Origin of the sequence: Shewanella putrefaciens (assembly GCF_016406305.1) — a bacterium.
Lineage (GTDB): Bacteria > Pseudomonadota > Gammaproteobacteria > Enterobacterales > Shewanellaceae > Shewanella > Shewanella putrefaciens_C.
On the sequence record NZ_CP066369.1, the window covers coordinates 1,710,356 to 1,733,060 of the forward strand.

At 43.9% G+C, this 22,705-nt stretch carries 21 protein-coding genes; 15 read left to right on the forward strand and 6 right to left on the reverse strand.

The genetic code is table 11. The features are described 5' to 3' along the window. Nucleotides 1-2: 2 nt before the first annotated feature. The 3 genes from JFT56_RS07325 to dinG are packed head-to-tail and all read right to left on the reverse strand — an operon-like array spanning nt 3 to nt 3,517. On the reverse strand, nt 3-665 hold the full coding sequence (locus tag JFT56_RS07325) for a primosomal replication protein (protein WP_198783010.1): 663 nt from the start codon (nt 663-665) through the stop codon (nt 3-5). Continuing rightward, nucleotides 662-1,435 (reverse strand): sulfite exporter TauE/SafE family protein, encoded by a 774-nt coding sequence (locus JFT56_RS07330; RefSeq protein WP_198783011.1) that lies wholly within the window; start codon nt 1,433-1,435, stop codon nt 662-664. Before JFT56_RS07330 ends, JFT56_RS07325 begins: the two co-directional genes overlap by 4 nt. 9 nt (nt 1,436-1,444) lie before the next feature. Beyond that, on the reverse strand, nt 1,445-3,517 hold the full coding sequence (gene dinG, locus JFT56_RS07335) for an ATP-dependent DNA helicase DinG (RefSeq protein ID WP_198783012.1): 2,073 nt from the start codon (nt 3,515-3,517) through the stop codon (nt 1,445-1,447). A 104-nt stretch (nt 3,518-3,621) separates the two neighbouring features. Between dinG and JFT56_RS07340 the strand changes: the two genes are divergently transcribed. Both JFT56_RS07340 and JFT56_RS07345 read left to right on the forward strand, forming a co-directional pair. Then, nucleotides 3,622-6,045, forward strand: coding sequence for a DNA polymerase II (locus JFT56_RS07340; RefSeq protein ID WP_198783013.1), 2,424 nt, complete (start codon nt 3,622-3,624; stop codon nt 6,043-6,045). 222 nt (nt 6,046-6,267) lie between these two features. Beyond that, nucleotides 6,268-7,476, forward strand: a complete 1,209-nt coding sequence (locus JFT56_RS07345; RefSeq protein ID WP_198783014.1) for a porin — start codon at nt 6,268-6,270, stop codon at nt 7,474-7,476. Between the two features lie 345 nt (nt 7,477-7,821). On the opposite strand, the gene JFT56_RS19900 is transcribed toward JFT56_RS07345, so the two are convergent. Beyond that, nucleotides 7,822-8,232 (reverse strand): hypothetical protein, encoded by a 411-nt coding sequence (locus tag JFT56_RS19900; protein ID WP_233095576.1) that lies wholly within the window; start codon nt 8,230-8,232, stop codon nt 7,822-7,824. Between JFT56_RS19900 and JFT56_RS07350 the strand changes: the two genes are divergently transcribed. The 8 genes from JFT56_RS07350 to JFT56_RS07385 all read left to right on the forward strand — a co-directional run bounded on the left by JFT56_RS07350 (nt 8,231) and on the right by JFT56_RS07385 (nt 17,373). After that, on the forward strand, nt 8,231-10,639 hold the full coding sequence (locus JFT56_RS07350) for a TonB-dependent receptor domain-containing protein (RefSeq protein WP_233095577.1): 2,409 nt from the start codon (nt 8,231-8,233) through the stop codon (nt 10,637-10,639). The two genes, JFT56_RS19900 and JFT56_RS07350, sit on opposite strands and share 2 nt — an antisense overlap. Nucleotides 10,640-10,843: 204 nt before the next feature. Next, nucleotides 10,844-11,800, forward strand: a complete 957-nt coding sequence (locus JFT56_RS07355; protein ID WP_198783016.1) for a class I SAM-dependent methyltransferase — start codon at nt 10,844-10,846, stop codon at nt 11,798-11,800. 621 nt (nt 11,801-12,421) lie between these two features. Continuing rightward, a complete protein-coding gene (locus JFT56_RS07360; protein WP_198783017.1) occupies nt 12,422-13,204 on the forward strand; it encodes a DUF3450 domain-containing protein in 783 nt (260 codons plus the stop codon). Next, nucleotides 13,204-14,559, forward strand: coding sequence for a MotA/TolQ/ExbB proton channel family protein (locus tag JFT56_RS07365; RefSeq protein ID WP_198783018.1), 1,356 nt, complete (start codon nt 13,204-13,206; stop codon nt 14,557-14,559). Before JFT56_RS07360 ends, JFT56_RS07365 begins: the two co-directional genes overlap by 1 nt. Then, entirely contained in the window at nt 14,559-15,086 is a 528-nt protein-coding gene (locus JFT56_RS07370) for a MotA/TolQ/ExbB proton channel family protein (RefSeq protein ID WP_198783019.1), read from the forward strand. The genes JFT56_RS07365 and JFT56_RS07370 overlap by 1 nt, the downstream gene beginning before the upstream one ends. Before the next feature lie 13 nt (nt 15,087-15,099). Continuing rightward, nucleotides 15,100-15,504: an ExbD/TolR family protein gene (locus JFT56_RS07375; RefSeq protein WP_011623215.1), complete on the forward strand. Its 405-nt coding sequence runs from the start codon at nt 15,100-15,102 to the stop codon at nt 15,502-15,504. A 1-nt stretch (nt 15,505) separates the two neighbouring features. Next, nucleotides 15,506-16,126: an energy transducer TonB gene (locus JFT56_RS07380; RefSeq protein ID WP_198783020.1), complete on the forward strand. Its 621-nt coding sequence runs from the start codon at nt 15,506-15,508 to the stop codon at nt 16,124-16,126. Between the two features lie 2 nt (nt 16,127-16,128). Beyond that, a complete protein-coding gene (locus JFT56_RS07385) occupies nt 16,129-17,373 on the forward strand; it encodes a tetratricopeptide repeat protein (protein WP_198783521.1) in 1,245 nt (414 codons plus the stop codon). Between the two features lie 50 nt (nt 17,374-17,423). Here the strand turns inward: JFT56_RS07385 and JFT56_RS07390 are convergent, their stop codons facing one another. Beyond that, nucleotides 17,424-17,933, reverse strand: a complete 510-nt coding sequence (locus JFT56_RS07390; protein WP_198783021.1) for a diguanylate cyclase domain-containing protein — start codon at nt 17,931-17,933, stop codon at nt 17,424-17,426. 80 nt (nt 17,934-18,013) lie between these two features. Here JFT56_RS07390 and JFT56_RS07395 point away from each other — a divergent pair, with 80 nt between their 5' ends. The 5 genes from JFT56_RS07395 (at nt 18,014) to JFT56_RS07415 (ending at nt 21,615) form a co-directional block, all read left to right on the forward strand. Beyond that, a complete protein-coding gene (locus JFT56_RS07395) occupies nt 18,014-19,843 on the forward strand; it encodes a DUF885 domain-containing protein (RefSeq protein ID WP_198783022.1) in 1,830 nt (609 codons plus the stop codon). Between the two features lie 174 nt (nt 19,844-20,017). After that, a complete protein-coding gene (locus tag JFT56_RS07400) occupies nt 20,018-20,296 on the forward strand; it encodes a peptidylprolyl isomerase (protein WP_198783023.1) in 279 nt (92 codons plus the stop codon). A 71-nt stretch (nt 20,297-20,367) separates the two neighbouring features. Further along, the gene (locus tag JFT56_RS07405; RefSeq protein ID WP_198783024.1) at nt 20,368-20,904 is read left to right on the forward strand and encodes a GNAT family N-acetyltransferase; all 537 of its coding nucleotides are present in this window, start codon (nt 20,368-20,370) and stop codon (nt 20,902-20,904) included. 69 nt (nt 20,905-20,973) lie between these two features. Next, nucleotides 20,974-21,204: an RNA-binding S4 domain-containing protein gene (locus JFT56_RS07410; RefSeq protein ID WP_198783025.1), complete on the forward strand. Its 231-nt coding sequence runs from the start codon at nt 20,974-20,976 to the stop codon at nt 21,202-21,204. 21 nt (nt 21,205-21,225) lie between these two features. After that, entirely contained in the window at nt 21,226-21,615 is a 390-nt protein-coding gene (locus JFT56_RS07415) for a ribonuclease E inhibitor RraB (protein ID WP_198783026.1), read from the forward strand. Nucleotides 21,616-21,784: 169 nt separating this feature from the next. On the opposite strand, the gene JFT56_RS07420 is transcribed toward JFT56_RS07415, so the two are convergent. Next, the gene (locus JFT56_RS07420) at nt 21,785-22,672 is read right to left on the reverse strand and encodes a LysR substrate-binding domain-containing protein (protein WP_198783027.1); all 888 of its coding nucleotides are present in this window, start codon (nt 22,670-22,672) and stop codon (nt 21,785-21,787) included. Nucleotides 22,673-22,705: the final 33 nt, after the last annotated feature.

Sequence of the window (22,705 nt, forward strand, 5' to 3'; positions counted from 1 at the left end):
CCTTAACGATTATGGCTCTGATGCGGACGTTCGAATGCTTGAATGCGATCTTCTATATAACTGATAGCTTGTCTGCATTTCCCTAAACGACGATGCATCAAAAGGATGTCATTTTGCAAACTGATTTTGTCAGCACTATGACAGTTTTCAAGTTTTGATTCCATTTCTGCAATTTTTTGTTCAAATTTTTTCGCCCAGTTTAAGTGCTTGTTCAGTTCTTCGTAAATTTCATGGCTATTTTGTAACACATTGCTGGCGATCCAGCCAAATCCGCTTTCTTGATGGGATAGGGCTTGGCGCTTAGCAAAACGTGCGCGGCTACTGGCACGTTGCTGATTTTTTGCTTTTAAATCAATGGATGTGGTCAGGAGCGCACGTTTTACCGCGGTGAATCTATCTTGAATGCGTTCACAACTTAACGCGATAGTGTGATGCGCGAGTTTGAGGTTAATTTGTTTTTCCAACTGACTGATGCTACTTCGGATTTGCTCGATGCAGGGCATTAACTGGGCACCATGCTGAATAAATAACGATTGGTTAAAACGCTCAGTATCCTGCAATAGTTTTCGTTGCTGCGGTGCGAGGTGATTATCGTGCAGAATGACTTCCTGCTCGAGCGCTTTTAGTTGATTTTTCAGGATGCTGAGTAGCTGCTTTGTATTCAAAACCATGCACTCCAAACTAAATTTGCCGCAATCGCTAGGACAATTAATACAAATAAAGGCCGAATAAAGGGGAGGCCCAATTTAATTGCACAGCGGGCGCCGATAAACGAGCCTAACATCATGCACAAGCCCATCCAAAGCCCTATTTGCCATTGTACTTGTCCAAGCCAAGCAAAAATGGCTAAGGCGGTGAGATTGCTTGTGAACGTCATCGCACGGGCAAGGCCGCAGCTGTGAAGCAAAGGTAATTTATAAAGTGAACCTGCGCTGACGGTCCAAAATGCGCCAATCCCAGGGCCTGCAAAGCCATCATAGGCGCCGAGGATCAGTCCTTGCAGTCCTTGTTTTTGTCTCGGCGGCGGTTGAGTCAATGCCTGGCAATCGGTATCGGATATCGCGTTTGGGCTCACTAAGCTATAGACAGCTATACCGATAATCAGTAAGGGTAAGATTTTTTCGAGCCACAGTGTGTCTAGCAAATACACTAAAAGGCTACCAAGGATAGCCCCCACAAAAGTGGCAATAAATGCCATGTACCAGAATGCGGGTTTAAATAGATGTTGGCGGTAGTAGGTCCATGCCGCCATCGATGAGCCAAAACTTGCTGCGAGTTTATTTGTGCCAAGGGCTGTGTGTGGGGCAATGCCAAGGGTTAAGAGTGCCGGAATTGACAATAGACCACCGCCGCCAACTACGGCATCGATAAAACCAGCGATTAAGCCAATGACTGCCAACAGGGCCCAGTTGCTGGGCTCGAGTAACAACTCCAAATTTCAATCCTACTCTATGACACGTCTAAAGGGAGGCAAGGCATCTAACAGGGATTTACCGTAACGTTTAGTCACTAAGCGCCTATCTAAGATAGTGACGCGGCCATAATCCTGTTCTTTACGCAGTAATCTACCACAACTTTGGATGAGCTTGCGCGAGGCATCTGGAATGGTCAGTTGTAAGAAGGGGTTGCCACCTTTGACTTTGACATATTCCGCATGGGCTTGCTCAACGGGTGAGGTGGGTACCGCAAAGGGTAACTTAGTGACAATCAGATTGGTCAGATAATCCCCCGGTAAGTCGAGTCCTTCTGAAAAACTGCCCGTACCAAACAAAATGCTGGGTTCACCTTTATCGCACTTGGCTTTATGGTTTTCGAGCAATTGCTGCCTCGGTGCATTACCTTGGATAAGGAGCTCAGTGGTGAGTTTACCTTCAAGTAATTCAACCACTTTCTCCATTTGCCAGTAGGATGCAAACAGCACTAAGGTTGCCATTTCCCCCTCTATCAATTCAATGATTTGCTCGGCTAACTCCTCGGTATAGGCATCATCCGTAGGTTCAGTCTTCATCTTAGGTAAATAAAGTGTGGCATTATTGGGGTAATCGAAGGGAGATTGCAGTGCCAAATAACGACTCCCATCGTTAAGGGATAACCCGACCTGATGGGCGAAGTGATCAAAGTTATTGAGCGCACGTAGGGTGGCACTGCATAGCACGACCCCCGCGGCCTTTTGCCACAGCATAGATTCGAGCATAAAGCCGACTTCAATAGGGGATGCACTAAACAGGTAATCCACTTGTTTTCCCGTGATAAGTTCAATCCAGCGTGCCATTGGCGCACCTTTATGGGTGTCTTCCTTGGCCATCATGCGCCATAGTTTTTGCAGATTCTCGAGGCGCTGTAACATAAACCCCATTTCGGCTTGCAGCGCTTCGGACTGATGTTTGGGGATATCACCGTCTTTAATGGCTTCTGTGAGCAACAATTGCATCTTGTTAAATTGCTTAAGGGCAAGATTGGCCGTGGTGGCTAAGTTTTCGGCGGGGATCCTAAGGGCCTCAGGCAGCTTGCCATGCTCGAAGCGATAACGGCTTTCTGGATTGGCAAATTGTTTGGTTTGGGTATCGCAATAATGGGCGACTTGATTAAGCTGGCCGATAAGATCGCCAATATGGTCCTGCATTGCCTGTGCTGGGGCGATGATATTATTGCTTTTTATCTGATTTTGTAATTTTGCACTGGTCTTTCCGACCTTTTCAAGCCAGTCGGCGGCGCCCCGAAGCGTGGCCTGTGCGCTGGAAAAGTCCCGCGCCACAATGGGCAGATGGTGGGCTTCATCGATAACATAAAACACCTCTTCGGGATCGGGCAGGATCACGCCGCCACCTAATTCTAAATCGGCAAACAGCAAACTGTGGTTGGCTATCAGTACATCCCAGGTATCCACATCTTCACGTGCCTTGTGGAAGGGGCAATTTCTGTGGCTCGCTACTTGCCGATGACAGCTGTGTTTATCGCAGGCGATTTGCTGCCAAAGATGATCTGGGATGGGTGTCGATAGCGTATCGAGCTCGCCATTCCAGCGTCCTTCGGCATAGTCCTTTAGCAATTCATGCAACATGGCAATCTGGCTGTTGTCGGGCTTAGTTTGCCACATGGCCATTTGGGTACTGTTATCATCGCCAATCAACATGGCTAATTTTGAAAGGCAAACATAGCGCTGGCGACCTTTTACTAGGCCGAAGCGAAAGTTTAACCCAGATTGCTCAAGGAAGAAGGGCAGATCTTTGTGCAGTAACTGCTCCTGAAGCGCGACCGTTGCGGTGGCAATACAGACCTTTTTTTTGCTTGCTAAGGCGAGCGGAATAGTCCCCAAAATGTAAGACAATGATTTACCAATGCCCGTACCCGCTTCGACCACAATAATGCGCCTGTCTTTGTCGTAATCACCAGCGAGGGTCTTAGATATTTCGGCCACCATAAAATTTTGTTCGCGGCGCGGCCTAAAATTAGGTAAGGCGCTGGCGATATCTTTATAGATGGCGCGGATCTGGGTTTTTACATTGTCAGGTAACATGCGTCATTACTTTATCGAATTAATGCTGTACATAATAACAGTGATTGCATAGCCTAAGAAACTTTTCTGCCATTTAACGGCATTTAAATTGGAAACCCACGCAGATGAAGCCTGAGACTATGGCACCAATGAGTGTACAAGGTCGAGTCTTAACCCGCCATGCGAGCCAACGTGATGGGCAGTTAGTGTTGCAATATTATTTAGCAACCGAGCAAGGCCCTGTGCTGGTGGAAGTGCACGATACGGAATACCTCTGTTTTTGTCATCAAATGGATGTGGCCGCCCTGCAGTTACAGATGCCGGGCCAAGCCCTACGATTCGTCCCTTTAGCCCTAAAAAGCTTCAAGGGCGCTGTCGTGGCTGGGATTTATGCCAAATCAAGTAGCACAATGCGGACTGTACAAAGGATTGCGAAGGACGCCGACATTCCCTTATTTGAGGCGGATATTCGTCCAGAACAGCGATTTTTAATTGAGCGTTTTGTCGCCCTTGATGTGGCCTTTTTAGGGCATTATCGCCCATCGGATGACAATCAGGCGTCGGTTGCTAGCACTATTCCTGTGTTTGTCGCAAAGCGGGCGAGGAGCATAGCGCCGCAAACATCGATCCGCTTACGCACCGTATCGCTGGATTTTGAGTGCAGCTTCGAGGGCCTGCTCTATTCGGTGGCTTTGTATGGCAAAGAGCATAATGAGCAAGTCTATGAAAAAGTGATTATGGTGGGTGAGCCTGAGCCGGACGCGCCTGGCCATATCGGTTCTCGCTATATCGAATGGGTAAAGGATGAGCCCGAGCTTATTCATCGCTTAATTGCTTGGTTTGCGGCCTATGATCCCGATTTCATCATAGGTTGGTCGGTGGTGACTTTTGACTTGGCCTTGTTATTTCGCCGAGCACAATTGCACCACATTCCCCTTCGCATTGGGCGCGGTGGTACTTTACTCGAATGGAAAGTTGATAATAAATTTCGCCCAGAAACCTTGAGCCTACCAGGGCGTGTGGTGCTCGATGGTATAGATTGGCTTAAGGCGGCGTTTTATCATTTTGAGCGATTTTCCCTCGAGTTTGTCGCCCAAGCGCTTTTAGGTGAAGGCAAAGCGATTCATAACGTTGATAATCGTGTACAAGAAATCGATGCACTCTTTGCCAATGATAAGCAGGGGCTGGCACACTATAATCTGACCGATAGCCGCCTCGTTTGGGATATTTTTCACCATACACAGTTATGGGATTTTGCCCTTGCAAGGGCTGAACTAACGGGGTTAGAGCTTGGGCGCGTCGGTGCTTCGGTCGCTGCATTTAATCATTTGTACTTACCTCATTTGCATAGAGCGGGCTATGTTGCACCCGATACACCAGCGAGTCAGGGGATAGAGAGCCCCGGCGGTTATGTGATGGACTCGGTCCCCGGACTATATCAGCATATTTTAGTTTTTGATTTTAAGAGCTTATATCCCTCGATCATTCGCACTTTTCTGATTGACCCTAAAGGGCTGATCGAAGGGTTACAGTTGCCCGAGTCAGAGTGCGTCCCAGGGTTTCTTGGGGGGCGATTTAGTCGCCAGCAACCCATTTTACCTAAACTCATCCATAATCTTTCCGAGCAGCGTGAAAAAGCCAAGCGTGAATCGAATGCGCCCTTATCCCAAGCAATTAAAATTATTATGAATTCGCTTTATGGTGTTTTAGGTTCCCAGGGGTGTGTATTCCATGATGCCAAATTGGCGAGTTCGATCACTATGCGCGGCCATCAAATTATGAAGCAAACGCGGGCTTGGATTGAAGACATGGGATATCAGGTGATTTATGGCGATACCGACTCGACCTTTGTGTGGTTAGGTAAAAATCCTGAGCTTATAGATGTTGCCCAGTTAGGTAAGACCATAGCTGCACACATTAACGCTAAATGGCAGGTGAAAATTAAGCAGGAATTCCAACTTGAGAGTTTTCTTGAATTACAGTTTGAGCGGCATTATGAGCAATTTTTTATGCCGACTCTACGAGGTTCACTGGAGGGCAGTAAAAAACGCTATGTTGGCGCTTGGCGAAACGGTCAAAATCAGCTTGAAATCACCTTTAAGGGGATGGAGCAAGTTAGAAGCGATTGGAGTCCTCTGGCGCGAAACGTTCAGGCTGAATTGTACGAACGCATGTTTAATCAACGGGATATTAGTGGTTATCTCGCATCGGTTATTGATGAGCTCTTAGCCGGAAAACGGGATGATGAGCTGATATTTCGCAAGCGGATGCGGCGTAATTTGGAGGAATATACCGCCAAAGCCTCCCCCCATGTCAAAGTGGCAAAACAATTATGTGAACTAACAGGAAAGGCCTCATTTGGCAAGAGAGGAGCGCAGATTGATTATGTGATCACAATCAATGGTCCGGAACCTGTACTGTACAGAACGTCGGTAATTGACTATCAATATTATATTGATAAACAGATCAGCCCCATCGCCGAGCCTGTATTTTCAATAATGAAACTAAACTACATGGACATTGCATCGAAACAGTTGTTGTTAATATAGTGTTTTTATTGTTTTTTACCTGTTGACTTTACTGGTGGTTGTAGCGTTTTAACCTGTTTTGTAGAGGTTAACTGGTTTATTTTTGTGATGCTAATCGACATATTCTTTAGGTTTCGCTTTGAGAGCTCGTTGAAAGTTTGCTACTCTCAGGGGGGAAATTGTAAGGAAATATAACAACGGAATGACGTTGATAGAACATAAACGAAAAAGGTTAAGCACCAAATGAACAAAACGTTAGTAGCAACTGCGTTAGCAGCAATATTCCTCGCTCCAACAGTCTCGGCAATTGAGATCTACAAAGACGATAAAAATGCCGTCGAAATCGGTGGATTTATTGATGTGCGCGTAATCAATACGCAAGGGGAAACTGAAGTTGTTAATGGTGCTTCTCGCATTAATTTTGGTTTTAGCCGTGAACTGACCCACGGCTGGAATGCATTTGCCAAATTAGAATGGGGTGTTAATCCCGTTGGTAGCAGCGACATCGTTTACAACAATCGTTTTGAATCTGTTCAAGATGAGTTTTTTTACAACCGCCTCGGTTATGCGGGTATTTCCAATGATGACTACGGGACTATCAGCATTGGTAAGCAATGGGGTGCTTGGTACGACGTGGTATATAACACTAACTATGGTTTTGTATGGGATGGTAACGCCGCCGGTGTTTACACATTCAACAAAGATGACGGTGCGGTTAACGGCGTAGGCCGTGGCGATAAACTGGTTCAATACCGCAACGCATTTGGTGATGTGAGCTTTGCGGTTCAAGCCCAATTGAAAAACAGCAGTTTCTACACCTGTGATGTTGAAGATATCACCGAAGAAGCTTGTGAGGCACGTTGGAACCAAGGTGAAGCTGACTCGCAGCAAGTGACTTACAACTATACCTATGGTGGAGCCGTTACCTACCAAGCAACAGATATGCTGAGCCTAATGGCGGGTATTAACCGTGGTGAATTTGATATTAATTACGGTAATGGTGATCAAAAGACTGCTGTTGACCTAATCTACGGTGCGGGTATTACTTGGGGTAATTTTGACAATAACGGCTTCTATGCAGCTGCTAACGTCAACAAGCAAGAAAACCATGATACCGATAATATTGGCCGATTAATCAAAGACGCTTATGGTGTTGAAACCTTAGTATCTTACAAGTTTGACAATGGGTTACGTCCATTTATCTCTTATAACCTGTTGGATGCCGGTAAGGATTACGTGATTCAGCCAAATTTTAACGCCGATCCTAATGATGTATTTAAACGTCAGTTCGTGGTTGCAGGGCTGCATTTTGTTTGGGATCCGAACACAGTTCTCTATGTCGAAGCACGTAAAGATTTCAGTGATTTCACCAGTGCCGATAAAGAACAAGAAGCCAGAATGTCACTTTCAGAAGATGATGGTATCGCAATCGGTATCCGCTACACTCTGTAAGAGTTACATTTTATAAAGTAAGAGCGAAACTAAGCTCACCACTTTTGTTGCCAAATGCCAGTCAGCCATGACTGGCATTTTTGTTTGTGTGGTACGCGTATCAATAAGCACTTAAGTATTAATCTTGGTTGTTTTAGTGAAGCGAAACAAAATTGTCTGTTTAAAAGGTGAGCAGTTGTCGAGTTAACTTCTACTTCAGGACGCCGTAATTTACATTTAAAAGTCGTTCTCAATGAGGATGTTTTTTTGTGAATGCAAGACTATTTTTTGTTAGATCAAGGGCATAAATCTTAGTCGCTTTAAACTTGCTTTTAAGCCAACTTGTTACTTTGAATGATTTTAATTTTATTCAACATATTGATTTAATTGTGTTTTACGTGATTTTGATATTTTAAAATGCATTACTATTGTAATTCTGTGGTTGTATTTGTTGATTTTATGTTTCCCATGTGTTTTTATTGTGTCGCCTATACGTGGCTTTGTGGCGCATTTGGTGCCTAAAGGTTGCTCAAAGTAAAAAATAATAAATAACAAATATCCAGGGAGATAGACAATGCATAAGAATAGCTTATTGGCTAAGTCAGTACGTTTTGCGTTGATTAGTGGTGTTACCGCCGCAACATTAAGCGTACCTGTTACTTTTGCTGCTGAAGAAGAAGGCGCGAAAGTTGAACGTATCGAAGTTACTGGTTCACGTATTAAACGTAGTGATCTAGAAGGTGCTTCGCCTGTAACATCTATAACAACAGAAGACATGAAAGTTGAAGGTAACTTTACCGTTGCGGACGCACTCCGTAACAGTAACCTAAACTCTTTCGGTTCATTCTCTGAGCGTTCTGGTAGCTCAGCACAGTCACAAGCGACTATCGATTTACGTGGTGCAGGTTCATCACGTACTTTAGTGCTGATTGATGGCAAACGTTTCCCTGGTTCACCAACTCTGGGTGGCAGTTCTGCTAACTTGAACGCTATTCCAATGGCGGCCGTTGAGCGTATCGACATTCTTACCGATGGTGCATCATCAACCTACGGTTCAGATGCGATTGCGGGTGTGGTTAACATCATCATGAAGAAAAACTATCAAGGCATTGAATTTAATGCTGGTGGTGGTTCTCGTGAACAAGACGGTGGCTTAACAAGCAAAGAATTCTCTGTCGTTGCTGGTTACCAAATGGACAAAGGGAATATCACATTCTCATTCGATCACCAAGACCGTAAAGGTATTTCTGATGCGGACCGTGATTATACTGCGCCTAGCATGAATGATGCTAACGGTGATGGCATTATTCAGGCGTACACAGAGACCATCGGTTGGAGTATCTATGGTGCTACAGTAGCAGCCCCTGATTTCTCTTCTGCACAAGCTTCTCCACTATGTGACGATTTAGCCGCCCAATATGGTTCAAATGTGTTCAAAGAAGTAGCTGCCGATGATGACTGGGGTCCAGGTTCAACTTACTGTATGTATGCCCACGCTAACGTCTCTTACAACAAAGCCTCTACTGACCGTAACACTGTCTATGTAGATGCGAACTATGAAGTGGCCGAAGATGTTGAATGGTTCGGTCGCACTATGGTGACACAGAACAACTCCTTTGGCCGTTATGCGCCTCCAGCTGCCCCATGGAACAACATGGCAGCCGATAACCCACATAACCCATTTGGTGAAGAAACAACAGGTTACTGGCGTTGGGCGGGTATCGGTACTCGTGATGGTAACGTAGACGATTATAACCAAGATTATTTAACGGGTTTACGTGGAACTATCGCATCATTAAATGATGCATCGTGGGAAGTTTACTATCACTACAATAAAGCCGATAACAAATCCATTGGTGAATACTATTTAAGTTATGCTGGCCTTGCTTATAATGAGGCAAACGGTATCGATTTAGGGTCTGAAGAAGGTATCGCAAATATGAAAGCGACTACTTTGACTCAGGATCGTTCTGTATTTAACCAGTGGTACGCCGGTATCGGTTTCGATGCTTTTGAACTGCCAGGTGGTGCTGTGGCGCACTATGTTGGTGCCGAATACTTCGAGCAAGATTACTCATCAGTATATGATGCACAATCTGAAGCAGGCTTAATTGGTGGTAGTGCGGGTAACTCTGCGGGCGGTAGCCGTGATGTTAAAGCGGTATTCTACGAAGCAGTATTGCCAGTAATTGATAACGTAGAGCTAAACTTAGCGGCTCGTTATGACGATTACAGTGACTTTGGTGGCGAGCTTTCTCCTAAAGCATCTGTTCGTTGGCAAGCTCTGGATAGCCTTGTAGTACGTGCTTCATACTCAGAGGCTTTCCGTGCTCCTTCGTTAGACCAATTGTATGCTGCGACTTCATTTAGTGCTGAATCAGCTCGTGACATTCCATACTGTACTAGCCAAGGCATTGCTGATGACAAGTGCCCAAGCAGACAGATCGATACTTACTATTCTGCTAACCAGAACCTAGAGCCAGAAACTTCTGACTATATTAACTTAGGTGTGGCTTGGGATATTATTGATAACGTTGGACTGAAAGTTGATTACTTCGACTTAACTGTTGATAACGTTATCAGTTCTCGTACTACTGAGTCAGTACTTAAGGGTATTGATGATGGTACTATCTCAGCTGACCAAACATTCTATGTTGTTCGTGCTCCAAATGGTGCCGATGGTTCATTAGGTAAAGCACTGGAAGTGGGTACTGGCTACGCTAACGGTGATACATTTGAAATTGAAGGTATCGACGTAACAATCGATGCCAACATGGAAACTGGTATCGGTGAGTTTGGCCTTGTGTGGAGCAACAGCTTCATTCTGAGCTATGTTACTGAAGATACCGCAGGTGTGTCAGAAGATATCGCAGGATGGGCAGGTAGCCCAGACTACAAGTCTGTCTTCACAACGACTTACTCTTTCGGTGATAGCGTGTTAGCGTGGAACATGAACTACACAAGCTCAACTTATGAGTCTGGTACTTCTGGTAGCTTGGATTCATGGTTAATTCACAACATCAGCTATAGCTATGACCTAGGTAACTACGGTAAAGTTATGTTAGGTATCAACAACCTGACTGATGAAGATCCAGTTCTAAGCTCTTCTGGTGTGTATGAGAACGCTGACCTGTATAACAACTATGGTCGTGAATATCGTGCAAACTACACAATCAAGTTCTAATTTGATTGCGGTTTAATAAAAAGGCCAGTTCTTTGAACTGGCCTTTTTGTATTTGAAGCTAACGAAACTATTTAGTTATTCTTACTTGTAAGTGTACATAATTTGCTATGTAGCATAAGTTGAATTATCACGGGTAACCTATAAGATAGGTTATTAGGCGAAAAAGTTATTTCATATCTAAATTTAACAAAGGATTAGCTGTAAATGAGCAAGCATTGGAGTGAGTATTGGAAATTAGGGCACTTAACTTCTTTTGGTGCCGATTTTCAAGGAAATTACACTGGATTACTGAAAGCGCGTTGGTCTAATGTTTTTAGTGGTTTCCCATCAAAATTCAATGTGTTAGATGTTGCTACCGGGAATGGTGCTTTGCCTCTTTTAGTCCAAGATTATTTTAGTCAGTCTGATATAAAAGGCGTGGTTAAAGGAATTGACTATGCTGATATCAACACACTTCCACTTGCCGATTCACATTATAATAAAAACATACGTATAGAATTAATTGGGAATACGCCTGCAGAAAAACTTCCTTTCAGAAACGGTGAATTTAATGCCGTTATTTCCCAGTTTGGTATTGAGTACTCAAATTTAGAACTTTCTCTAGCAGAGGTTGAAAGGGTCTTAGCATCGGATGGCGTATTTCATGGAATAATGCACCATAGGGAGTCTGTCATAATAAAATATAACCATAAGTTGTTGGACTTTATACTTAGAGAAGAACTGGATAAAGTGATTGAACGCCTAAATTGTCTAGCGACAGATATGGGGGTCGTACTGGATAAGCAAGATTTAGCTCGAATTAAGTCATGTGAAAAATGTGAAGAAAGTCGTTTGGAAATTAATGGTTTACTGTCAAAGTTGGCCGCCTGTGATGAGCTGTCCTTACGGGAGAGTGAGTTTCTAAATTATGTGAATAATTTTTTTAAAAGCGGCTTGTATTGGGATGTCGATAAAAAACTCGAATATCTTGATTTTGTGGGTGTGCAATTAAGGGTTTACAGAACTCGATTGACAGAGTTAGTTGCAGCGTCAATGTCTGCAGAACGCATATCAACACTGAAAGAAAATTTACAACAAAGGAATATCAAAAAATTTGAAGCAAGTGAGATAAGAGATGATAACAATAATGTGTTGGCATGGTATGTGTTTTTTCAGAAATAAATAGCTAAATTAGCATCTATAATGTGTTGCTATATAAATAGCCGTTTCGAATTCTAGATCACTCTATGGGCGAGCAGTGTATCTCGCACCCTGGAGGCGAACGGAAACGATATGTTGTATGAATCAAACCAGTTCCGCATTTTTTAACAAAATTGGTTGGTTGTTGGTTTGTTAGCAAAGTGCACTAACGTAAGGATATTTTAGTAAGTTAGTGCCCAGTTGTTTAATGTTTGCTTATAGATGCCGAGATTTACTATAGACAGCTAATTTCTACTTTTTCTTCTAAATATCAATGCACTATTGGTGATTCGCGTCTCTTTGTTAAGATTTTAAGGACTGTGTAAACCGTCTTTCGTGTAAAAAAGCCCCTTCCGTAAAGATTTTTATCGCTAACGCTCCTTTACACTAGTTTTTACGTATTCCGAATGTTGACACAGGTCAACATTTTGTGAAATGATGCCAGCGGGTCTATGCCTGCAGAGGCATAGGAAAGGGAAGAAAAAACTAAGAATCACAAGAGAAAGACGAACTTACAGTATTTATGGCCTGACGCATTTGTTGCTGAGGGAGATGTTGCTGGTAAGTTAAACCTTTTTATTCACTTCAAATTGGTTGGGAACTATGTCCAAGGTAAGCAATAGAACAAAAATCGCTACTGCACTTGTTGGCGTGCTGGCATTAGCGAGCAGCAACTTCGTGGTTGCAGATCCTCTTACCGACGTGCAAAAAGCGGATAGTTTAATCCACGCTGATGCCGCTGCGTCGCAAAAGAATGTTGATAAGTATTTCGATCAAGCACAAGACATGCTTTTTGAGTATGGCTCTGTGGCTGATGAACGCGAGTCACTGAAGTCATATAACGACTATGTTGCTAGCTTAGTTGCTGATCAACAAAAGACAATGGACTCGATTCAAAACGATATTAACGGCGTTGATAAATTACGTCAGGGCGTAGTGCCTTTAATGTTTAAAATGGTTGAGTCATTAGAGCAATTTGTTCAATTAGATTTACCATTTAACTCTGAAGTACGTGCTAACCGTGTTAAAGAGTTGAAGACTCTTCTAAATACGGCTGAAGTAACTTTAGCTGAAAAATACCGCTTAATCCTTGATGCGTATAGCATTGAGCGTGAATATGGTAGTGCTGTTGCAGTAAACCAAGGCAAATTAGACCTCGACGGTAAAGAAGTGTTAGTTGACTTCTTTAACTTAGGTCGCGTTGCTCTTTATGCACAGAGCTTAGATCAAAAGACTGGCTGGATTTATAACTCTCAAACTAAGTCTTGGGATAAGTTAGAAGATAGCTACCTGCGTGAACTGACAAAAGGTATCCGCATTGCCCGTAAACAAGGCGCTCTAGATCTATTCGCGTTACCAATTCCTGCTGCGGAGACTGCACAATAATGAAGAAGTTAATTACTACAGCTGTATTAGCTGCAAGTTTCTCTTTAACTGCTGGTATGGTAAGTGCAGCTGATGCACCTAAGACCATCGATCAACTATTGCAGCAAGTTAAAGTTGACCGTGCTGCTGAAGGCAAAGTGAATAGCAAGCGTGAGCAAGAATTCCAAGCAGAACGTGGCGATAAAGCTGCGCTGTTAAAACGCGAGAAAGATGCTCTAGCTGCTGAAAAACAACGCGGTAAAGATTTGAACCAAGCGTTTTTAGATAACGAGCGTAAAATCGCTCAGTTAGAAGAAGATCTGAAAACCGCTCAAGGTGACTTGGGTGAAATGTTTGGTGTAGTTAAAGGTGAAGCCGGTGATTTCGCTGGTAAACTGTCTAGCTCAAACATCAGTGCTCAGTATCCAAATCGTGACAAGTTTGTTGCCGATTTAGGCGCTCGTAAGCAATTACCTAAGATTGAAGAATTAGAACAATTCTGGCAAGAGCAGCTGTTTGAAATGGCGCAATCTGGCAAAGTTGTTAAATTCGAAGGTTCTGTTACTGGTATCGATGGTAGCGTTAAAACAACGACTATTCACCGTATCGGTGCTTACAACTTAACTGCCGACGGTAAATATGTTGTTTACAACCCTGAATTAGGTTTAATTCAAGAGTTATCACAACAACCAGAAGGCTACCAAGTTAGTGCGGTTGGCAAGTGGGAACAAACTACGTCAGGTACTGCACCTTTCTATATTGACCCTGCGCGTGGCGTACTGTTAAACATCTTCACTAACAAAGCGAGCTTTGAAGACCGTTTAGAAGCTGGTGGTTCTATCGGTTACATCATTATTGCTCTGTTAGCTTTAGGTCTGTTGATCTCTATTGAACGCTTAGTCACTATGACTATCATCGGTTCTCGTGTGAATAGCCAACGTAAGAATATTGATAACCCAGGTAACAATGCCTTAGGCCGTATCCTGAAAGTATATCAAGAGAACAAAGACGTTGATGTTGAAACATTAGAGTTGAAACTAGACGAAGCGATTCTGAAAGAAACGCCTGCTTTAGAGTCTCGCATTTCAATCATCAAAGTACTGGCCGCTATCGCACCTATGATGGGTCTGTTAGGTACAGTAACCGGTATGATTGCAACCTTCCAAAGTATTCAATTGTTCGGTACTGGCGATCCAAAACTGATGGCTGGCGGTATCTCTATGGCGTTGATCACGACTGTCCAAGGTCTGGTTGCGGCACTGCCTCTGATGTTAATGCATGCAGTTGTTGTTGCGCGTAGCAAATCAATCGTACAAGTTCTGGAAGAGCAAAGTGCTGGTATCATTGCAGCGCACGCTGAGAAGAGGGCTAACTAATGATGCTATACCTGATGGACATTTGGGATTCCGTCAGGGGCTTCATGGCCTCCGGAGGCGACGTCCTCTGGTTAGTAGCGTTTGTGCTGTTCTTAATGTGGGTATTGATGCTTGAGCGTTACTGGTATCTAAATTGGATATCACCAAAGCAACATCAAGCAATCATAGCTGCATGGGATGCTAGAGAGGAAACAACCTCTTGGTATGCACACCGTATCCGTGAAGCTTGGCTGTCCCAAGCGAAGCAAGATTTGAATGCACGTATGCTGGTCATTAAAACCTTAGTAGCGATTTGTCCTATGATAGGTTTGTTAGGTACTGTTACCGGTATGATTTCAGTGTTCGATGTGATGGCAGTTCAGGGGACGAGTAATGCTCGTTTGATGGCGGCTGGTATTTCAATGGCAACAATGCCCACAATGGCGGGAATGGTTGCCGCATTATCGGGAGTATTTTTCAGTACTCGCCTTGATGCAAAAATGAAAATCAGTTTAGAAAAGCTAAAAGACAGCATGCCGCACCACTAGAGAGAGATTGAACATGGCACGTAAAAAGCATTCCAGTGTAGATGAGGAAGCGCAAATTGACATGACCCCGATGCTAGACATCGTGTTTATTATGTTGATCTTCTTCATTGTAACAACGTCATTTGTGAAACCATCTGGTTTGGACTATAACAAACCAAAAGCTTCACAAGCGACTTCAAAGCCTTCGGCTAACATCTTTATCGGCGTCAGTAAAACGGGCGTGATCATGATGGAAAACCGTCAGGTTGATATCGAGCGTGTAACTGCAAACGTTGAGCGTATGTTAGCTGAAGCCCCAGAAGCCGCTGTGCTTATTCAGGCTGATAAAGATACGCAACACGGCTTAGTAGTAAAAGTACTAGACCAAGTCAAAGCGGCTGGTATAGATAAGATTTCGGTATCTGCGGGGAACGATTAATATGCTAAGAGCACTAGTATCAATCATTATTGGTGCTGCTGTGACTTTTGGTCTGTTCGCTTTTATGGCGTTCTTGGTCGGTGGAGGTGCGCAGCGCGCAGATACATCGGCTGAGACCCCTGTAATTGAAATCACTATGGATAGACAGGATTCAAAAGCACAGAATAAGCCAAGGGTAGTGCCTAAGCCGCCACCACCACCAGAGCAGCCTCAGAAGCCTGAAGCTACACCACCGGATACATCGTCAAATATTGATACGTCTATGTCGTTCAATATGGGTGGTGTTGAAGCGGGCGGTCCTAGCACAGGTTTCAAATTGGGTAATATGATGACTCGTGACGGTGATGCGACACCTATCGTCCGTATTGAGCCTCAATACCCAATAGCAGCAGCTCGTGATGGTAAGGAAGGTTGGGTGCAATTGCGCTTTACGATTAACGAGTTGGGTGGTGTTGATGACGTTGAAGTTATCCAAGCCGAGCCTAAGCGTTTATTCGATAAAGAAGCGATTCGAGCACTAAAAAAGTGGAAATATAAGCCTAAGATTGTTGATGGCAAGCCACTTAAGCAACCCGGTATGACAGTGCAACTTGACTTCACTTTAGATAAAGGAGGCAACTAATGATGCGTAATGCTAATAAAATCGCAGCTTTATTATTGCTTTCTCTTTGTGGTGGTTTTTCTATTTCGTCTGCAGTAGCAGCTGAAAAATGTGAAATTGATAAACGCCAATCTAAAGCAGTAGGTGAGGGCGCCGCGAAGAAAGTTCAGAAGTCTTTCGAAGCTTATACTAATGGCCAACTCGATGAAGCCATTGCTATTTTGCTTGAAGCAAACGCTAAGAACGATTTTGATAAAGCCTATGTAGCGCGTATGCTAGGTAACTTTTATGCCGAAAAAGGCAAAATGGATACCGCGATCAAATACCTAAAACAAGCCGTTGAGGCGGATATTTTAGGTGGAACGGATCATGCTGCGACTATGCGTCTTTATGCTGATTTGCTGTTACAAGAGAAGAAGTTTAAGGAAGCGATTCCTTATTACTACAAGTGGATGGACTTCACTTGTAAGGCGGATTCTCAGATGTATCGCCGTATCGGTATTGCACACTCAGAACTGAAGCAGTGGGATAAAGTAATTGAAGTGGCCGATAAGGGTCTTTCTCTTGCTGAATCGCCTGACAAAGGTCTGTATCAGATGAAGCTAACGTCTTACTTCAACCAAAAGAAGTATAAACAAGCCGTTGGTGTGTTAGAAATCATGGTGCCTTTATTCCCGGATGACGGCAGATTATGGGTTCAGCTAGCACAGTTTTATCTGATGGTAGAAGACTATGATAAGTCTCTTGCAACCTACGATTTAGCTTACAGAAATGGTTTCCTTGATAGTGCGGGTAACATTACTCGTTTAGCACAGCTGATGGCGCAGAAAGGTGCACCATATAAAGCCGCTAAAATCTATCAGAAACACATGAAGTCAGGTTTAATCGCTGAAGACGCAAAAACGCTTGAAATTTTAGCGGGTTTCTACCAAAACGCGAAAGAGTTTAAAGAAGCTGCTGAATTTTATGGTAAAGCCGCCGCGATCAGCAATGATGGCAAGCTTTATCTGAAACAAGGACGTTTATTGAGCTTAGATGAAAAATACGCAGCAGCGATCCCAGTGCTTGAAAAGGCCATTTCGCTCGGTATTGAACATCCAGGCGAGGCAAACTTTGAATTGGCTTTAGCCCATTTGAGTTTGAAACAGTACAAGTCTGCTTATAACCGTGCAGTATTAGCTGCCAAAGATAAGAAGACTGAGAAGAGTGCAAACAGCTATATCTCTTATATTAAAGAGAAAGCTCGTATGCATAACGTCACACTGTAATCCTTAGTCTGTATTAACAGCGTACTAAAAGCCCCTAGATAGGGGCTTTTTTATTGAAGCCTTATCAATACTTGGGATTGCTGCAGATTTTTCTCTAGCTCCAGGGATAACTTAGATACGTTGGTAAATAGGGTTTCAATTTTCTGCTCTTGTGTCGGTAAACAAATACAAGCGGCGAGTTTATAGTCAATTTTTAGCTTGTGGTTTTTACCAAAATCCTCATTAAACGCTTGTATATGCTGCTCAATTCTTTCCAGTACCACCTCAGTGCCTTCTTCATCAATGTTAAATAAACCTAAGGCAAAATGGTTATGATCTAGCCTTGCAATCATATCCGTTGCCCGCAGCAGGGCTTCTTGTACTTGTTTAGTGAAGAATTCGAGTAAATGGGGTTGTTTGACTGTTTCATGAATGTGGGGGCACAGATACAATAGTGCCAAGCTTTGGTGTTCCCTCATATGCCGATGCCATTCTCGGTTAAATACTTCCATGAAATAGGTTTGATTGTAGACCCCGGTTTCTGGATCCCTAAATCCCGAGTTGCGAAATGAGTAGATCATAGATTAACTCCGTTAGCAGACTTTTTACTAAGTATAGGAACTGTTCCGCTATCACGGATCTAAAAGGAGAAATATAAAAAATGAAATTGAATTTATTGGCGGGAACGATAGCGTTACTTTTTGCTTTGCAAGGTTGCTCTAAGCCAGAGGTGACCTTAGCTGAACAAACTAGCTCACCTAATACCACAATCCAACAGGGTGATGAGCAGACCGCTGAGCAGCGCTATGTCGCCCTCGTCGATGCCTATTTTAAAGATTATCTAAGACTCGAGCCTATTTACGCGACGTTTGTAGGTGTGAACGATTATAACGCTGAGTTTGGTGGCGATTTGACCGAAGAATATCTTAAGGCGCGTCATGAGCTAAATACTCGCTACTTAGCACAAGCAAAGGCAATTGATGCTGCGCAATTGCCCGCTGATTTACAATTAAGCTATGCACTGTTTGTTTACGATCGTGATATGGCACTTGTGGATGAAACTTTCCCGTCACGCTTTATGCCGATTAGCCAGTTCTACAGCACTGTGATTACTATGGTGCAACTCGGCAGCGGTGAAAGTGCGCAACCTTTTAATACAGTTCAAGATTACCGTAATTGGGAACAGAGAGTCGAGGGGTTCATCAAATGGATCCAATTGGCACAAAATCGCATGAACGAAGGGATTGAGAGCAAAGTGGTGTTACCAAGAGTACTAGTGGAGCGTATTATTCCACAGCTCGACACTATGCTAACAACGGATGCAACTCAAAGTATTTTCTACTCGCCAATATTGCACTTTCCTGAAAGCTTTTCCGAGCAGGATAAATCCACATTAAGTGCGTCCTATCAAGCGATGATTAGCGAGCGTCTTGTGCCTGCGTTGACTGGGCTTAGGGATTATTTCAAACAAACCTATTTACCTAAGGCCCGCGCGACCGATGGTTGGTCTGGTTTACCCAATGGCAAAGCTTGGTATCAACACCTCGCAAATTCACATACTACGACTGCGATGCCAGTGGATGAAATCCATCAAATTGGTTTAAGCGAAGTAGCACGGATCCTTTCTGAAATGGATAAAGTGCGTGAGCAAGTGGGTTTCAAGGGCGATTTAAAAGCGTTTTTTGCCTCTTTATCTTCTGAGCCACAGTATTTTTATACTGATCGCCAAGGTTTAATCGATGGTTATATGGTGCTTAAAGATAAAATTAACCAAGTATTGCCGCAGTATTTTAATGTTATGCCTAAGGCCGATTATGTGGTTAAACCCGTCGAAAGCTTCAGGGAGCAATCGGCGGCTGGCGCATCCTATGAATCACCCGCGGTCGATGGGAGTCGTCCTGGGGTGTTTTATATCAATACCTATAATTTGAAAGCACAGCCTAAATGGGGCATGACGACACTGTCTTTGCACGAGGCCGCACCTGGGCATCATTTTCAAATTGCGATTAAGCAAGAGCTAACCGGTGTGCCTGAGTTCCAGCGTTTCAGTGGTTATACCGCCTTTGAAGAAGGTTGGGCGCTATATGCGGAATACCTTGGTATCGAGATGGGCTTATTTAGCGATCCTTATCAATATTTTGGTAAGCTCTCCGATGAAATGCTGCGGGCAATGCGTTTGGTTGTGGATACAGGGCTGCACGCAAAAGGGTGGAGCCGTGAGCAGGCGATTCAATATATGAAGGACAACTCGCCCATGGCCGAATCTGATATTGTGGCCGAAGTTGAACGTTATATGGCGATCCCTGGTCAAGCGCTTTCCTATAAAGTAGGTCAGTTGAAAATTCTGGCACTGCGTGCCCGTGCCGAAAAGGCTTTGGGCGATAAGTTTGATTTAAAGGCCTTTCACGATCAAATCTTAACCTCTGGCTCATTACCTATGGCGGTTATGGAGCAGAAAATTGACCGCTGGATAGCGTTGAACCAAGCGTAAGCTGTTCACACAACAGTTATTTAGATTAAAAGTGAGTGACGGTATTTTTAGTTCTTTTTAATTAAACAGAATGTTTTTATACTGGGCATTCTCACCCCGTTTGGAACAGTTAACTGAATGGGAACTACATGATATTTGGGGCAAATGTCTCATGATCTTCAACGGAGTTTTATTATGGTCCAGGCAACAGCAAGACATTTGTTAGTCAGCAGCGAAGAACAGTGCCAAGCGCTCAAACAACAAATTATAGACGGTGCAGATTTTGCGCACCTTGCCCGTGCACATTCTTCTTGTCCATCGGGGGCTCAAGGTGGTGAACTGGGCTCATTTGGCCCAGGTATGATGGTGCGTGAGTTTGATGAAGTGGTCTTCAGTGCGCCATTGAACCAAGTCCAAGGTCCAGTGAAAACCCAATTTGGCTATCATTTGCTTGAAGTGACCAGTCGCGGTTAATTGTTGAGCAGTAGATAAAACGGCAGCTTATGCTGCCGTTTTCTTTTATAAGCCCTTATCACGGAGTCGCTATGTTAGAACTCTATACAGATAGACTAAAACTCAGAAGCTTACACGAGAGTGATTGGGAGCATTTTTATATGCTGCATCGCGATCCACAAATTAATCAATATGTCCGTATTCCCGAGTCAGAAGAGGTGATCCGCGCTAAGTTTCAACAGCGTTCAGATACTTGGTTTTATGGCTCAGGTGAATGGCTCACCTTAGCCATTGAGACGCTCGATACTGGCATGTTTGTTGGGCTGACGGGGCTCTATTGCCAGAGTATGGAGGACCAACGCGCAGAAGTGGGCTATTTGCTTGCGAAAGAAGCCCATGGGAAAGGGTATGCGACTGAAAGCCTGCAAGCCGTGATTGACTGGGCCTGCTTGAGTTTTGATGTGCATAAATTTGTTGCCCATTGTGCCCAAGATAACCATGCCTCGGCACGTGTACTTGAGAAATGTGGTTTTAGGCTTGAAGGGGTACTCAGGCAGGAATTTAAGATAGGCGAACAATGGTTTGACGATTGCGCCTATGGGTTACTGAGCGCCGAAAGGCAAAGATAATTGAAATTTCTGCATCACAGAGGACATGCTGCTATAATGCCGCAGGTTTATTTTTAGAGGCGTGTTTAAGTGGCGCAAATTAATCAGTTAGCTTTGCATTCCGGTGATGATTTCATTGAATTGTACAAAGTATTAAAAGTGCAGGGCATGACAAATGCTGGCGGTGAAGCCAAGCATTTTATCGACCAAGGCCTAGTCACTGTCAATGGCGAAGTGGAAACGCGTAAACGTAAAAAGATCGTAGCGGGCGATATCGTCAGTTTTAACGGTGAATCAGTTCAAATCATTGCGGCTGAATAAGCCTATCCAGTGGAGAAAGATATGCAATTTCCTGATGATGATAATGGCAAAATGCTGGCCGCAATGGCTGACGCAGGCATCGATTTAACCAAAGCTTTAGATGTTGATTTCTTTTTAGTTTTTGATGATCAACGTGATGCTGAGTCTGCATTAGAAGAATTAGCTAATTCTGATTTAGACGGTGAACTTGAGCTCAATCTGAACGATGAGCTGGGTAAGTGGGAAATTATTGCCTGCATCAATATGGTGCCTGACTACGATGATTTAGTTGAGCAAGAGACTATGCTCAACGAATTCGCCGCAGAGTTTGGCGGCATGACCGATGGCTGGGGTGTCATGCAACACCAAGATGGCGACGATGAATTTATGGACGATGATGACCATGTCCACGATGAGCATTGTCAGCACTGATCCAATAGGGTCACCCTTAAATACTAAAAAACCACCGCAAGGTGGTTTTTTAATATCTAATCACTTCCTTATGCCGTGGTTGTTGGATTTAGAGTGTGGATATGAGTCGTTCAATTTTTGAATACACTTTTATTGCAGCAGTTCGCCCAATAAATTAATCGCAAATAGATCAATGACGATAGGGCGCAAAGATCTCCAGCAACCAGTCGATAAAGGCTTGTACTTTCAGTGGCATACTCGGGGATTTTGGGGTGAGTAAATAGTAGGCATACGGGCTGATAAAGTTAGCATCAAAGGGGATCACTAAACTGCCGTTTGCGAGTTGATCTTCAATAAAAAATCGTGGGATGAGTGCCGCGCCCATCCCACTGGCCGCGGCTTGACTCAACATATAAAAATGTTCAACCCCAAAGGTTTGTTCCTGGGTGAGCTTAAGTCCGACTTTTTCTGCCCAATATTCCCATAGCTCAGGTCTGGTGGTGTGCTTAAGGAGAGTGATGCTATTAATATCCTCAATACACTGAAGCTTAGGTGCTAGCGAGGGAGCACACACAAGGCATAAATCCTCATCCATCAGTTTGATATAGTTGACCCCTTTGGGTATGACAGTGCTGCTACGAATGGCGATATCGTAACGGCCTTGGCTAAAATCCACGGCAAAATCCCCAATGGAGAGATCCACATATAAGTGTGGATGGCGGGATTTAAACTGCTCCATTCTTGGGATTAACCAGTTGATGGTTAAACTGGGCAATACGTTTATCGCTAAGCTTTGTGGCACCGCACTTTGGCGGCGTAAATCCCCTGTGGCACTGGAGAGGGTTTGCAGCGCAGCCTGTACATGGGGTAAATAGCGTTTGGCTTCATCGGTTAGTCCAACTCTTTTGTGTAAGCGTACAAAGAGCGCAAAGCCAAGATAATCCTCTAATATTTTGATCTGTTTGCTGATCGCGCCATGGGTGACATGCAACTCCTTGCTGGCGAGTGTCATACTTTGCAATCTCGCGGCAGCCTCGAAGGCGCGAAGGGCATTGAGTGGTGGCAAATCGGGAAACATAGCGATATCCAAGCTGCTGGTATAGGCCAAAAA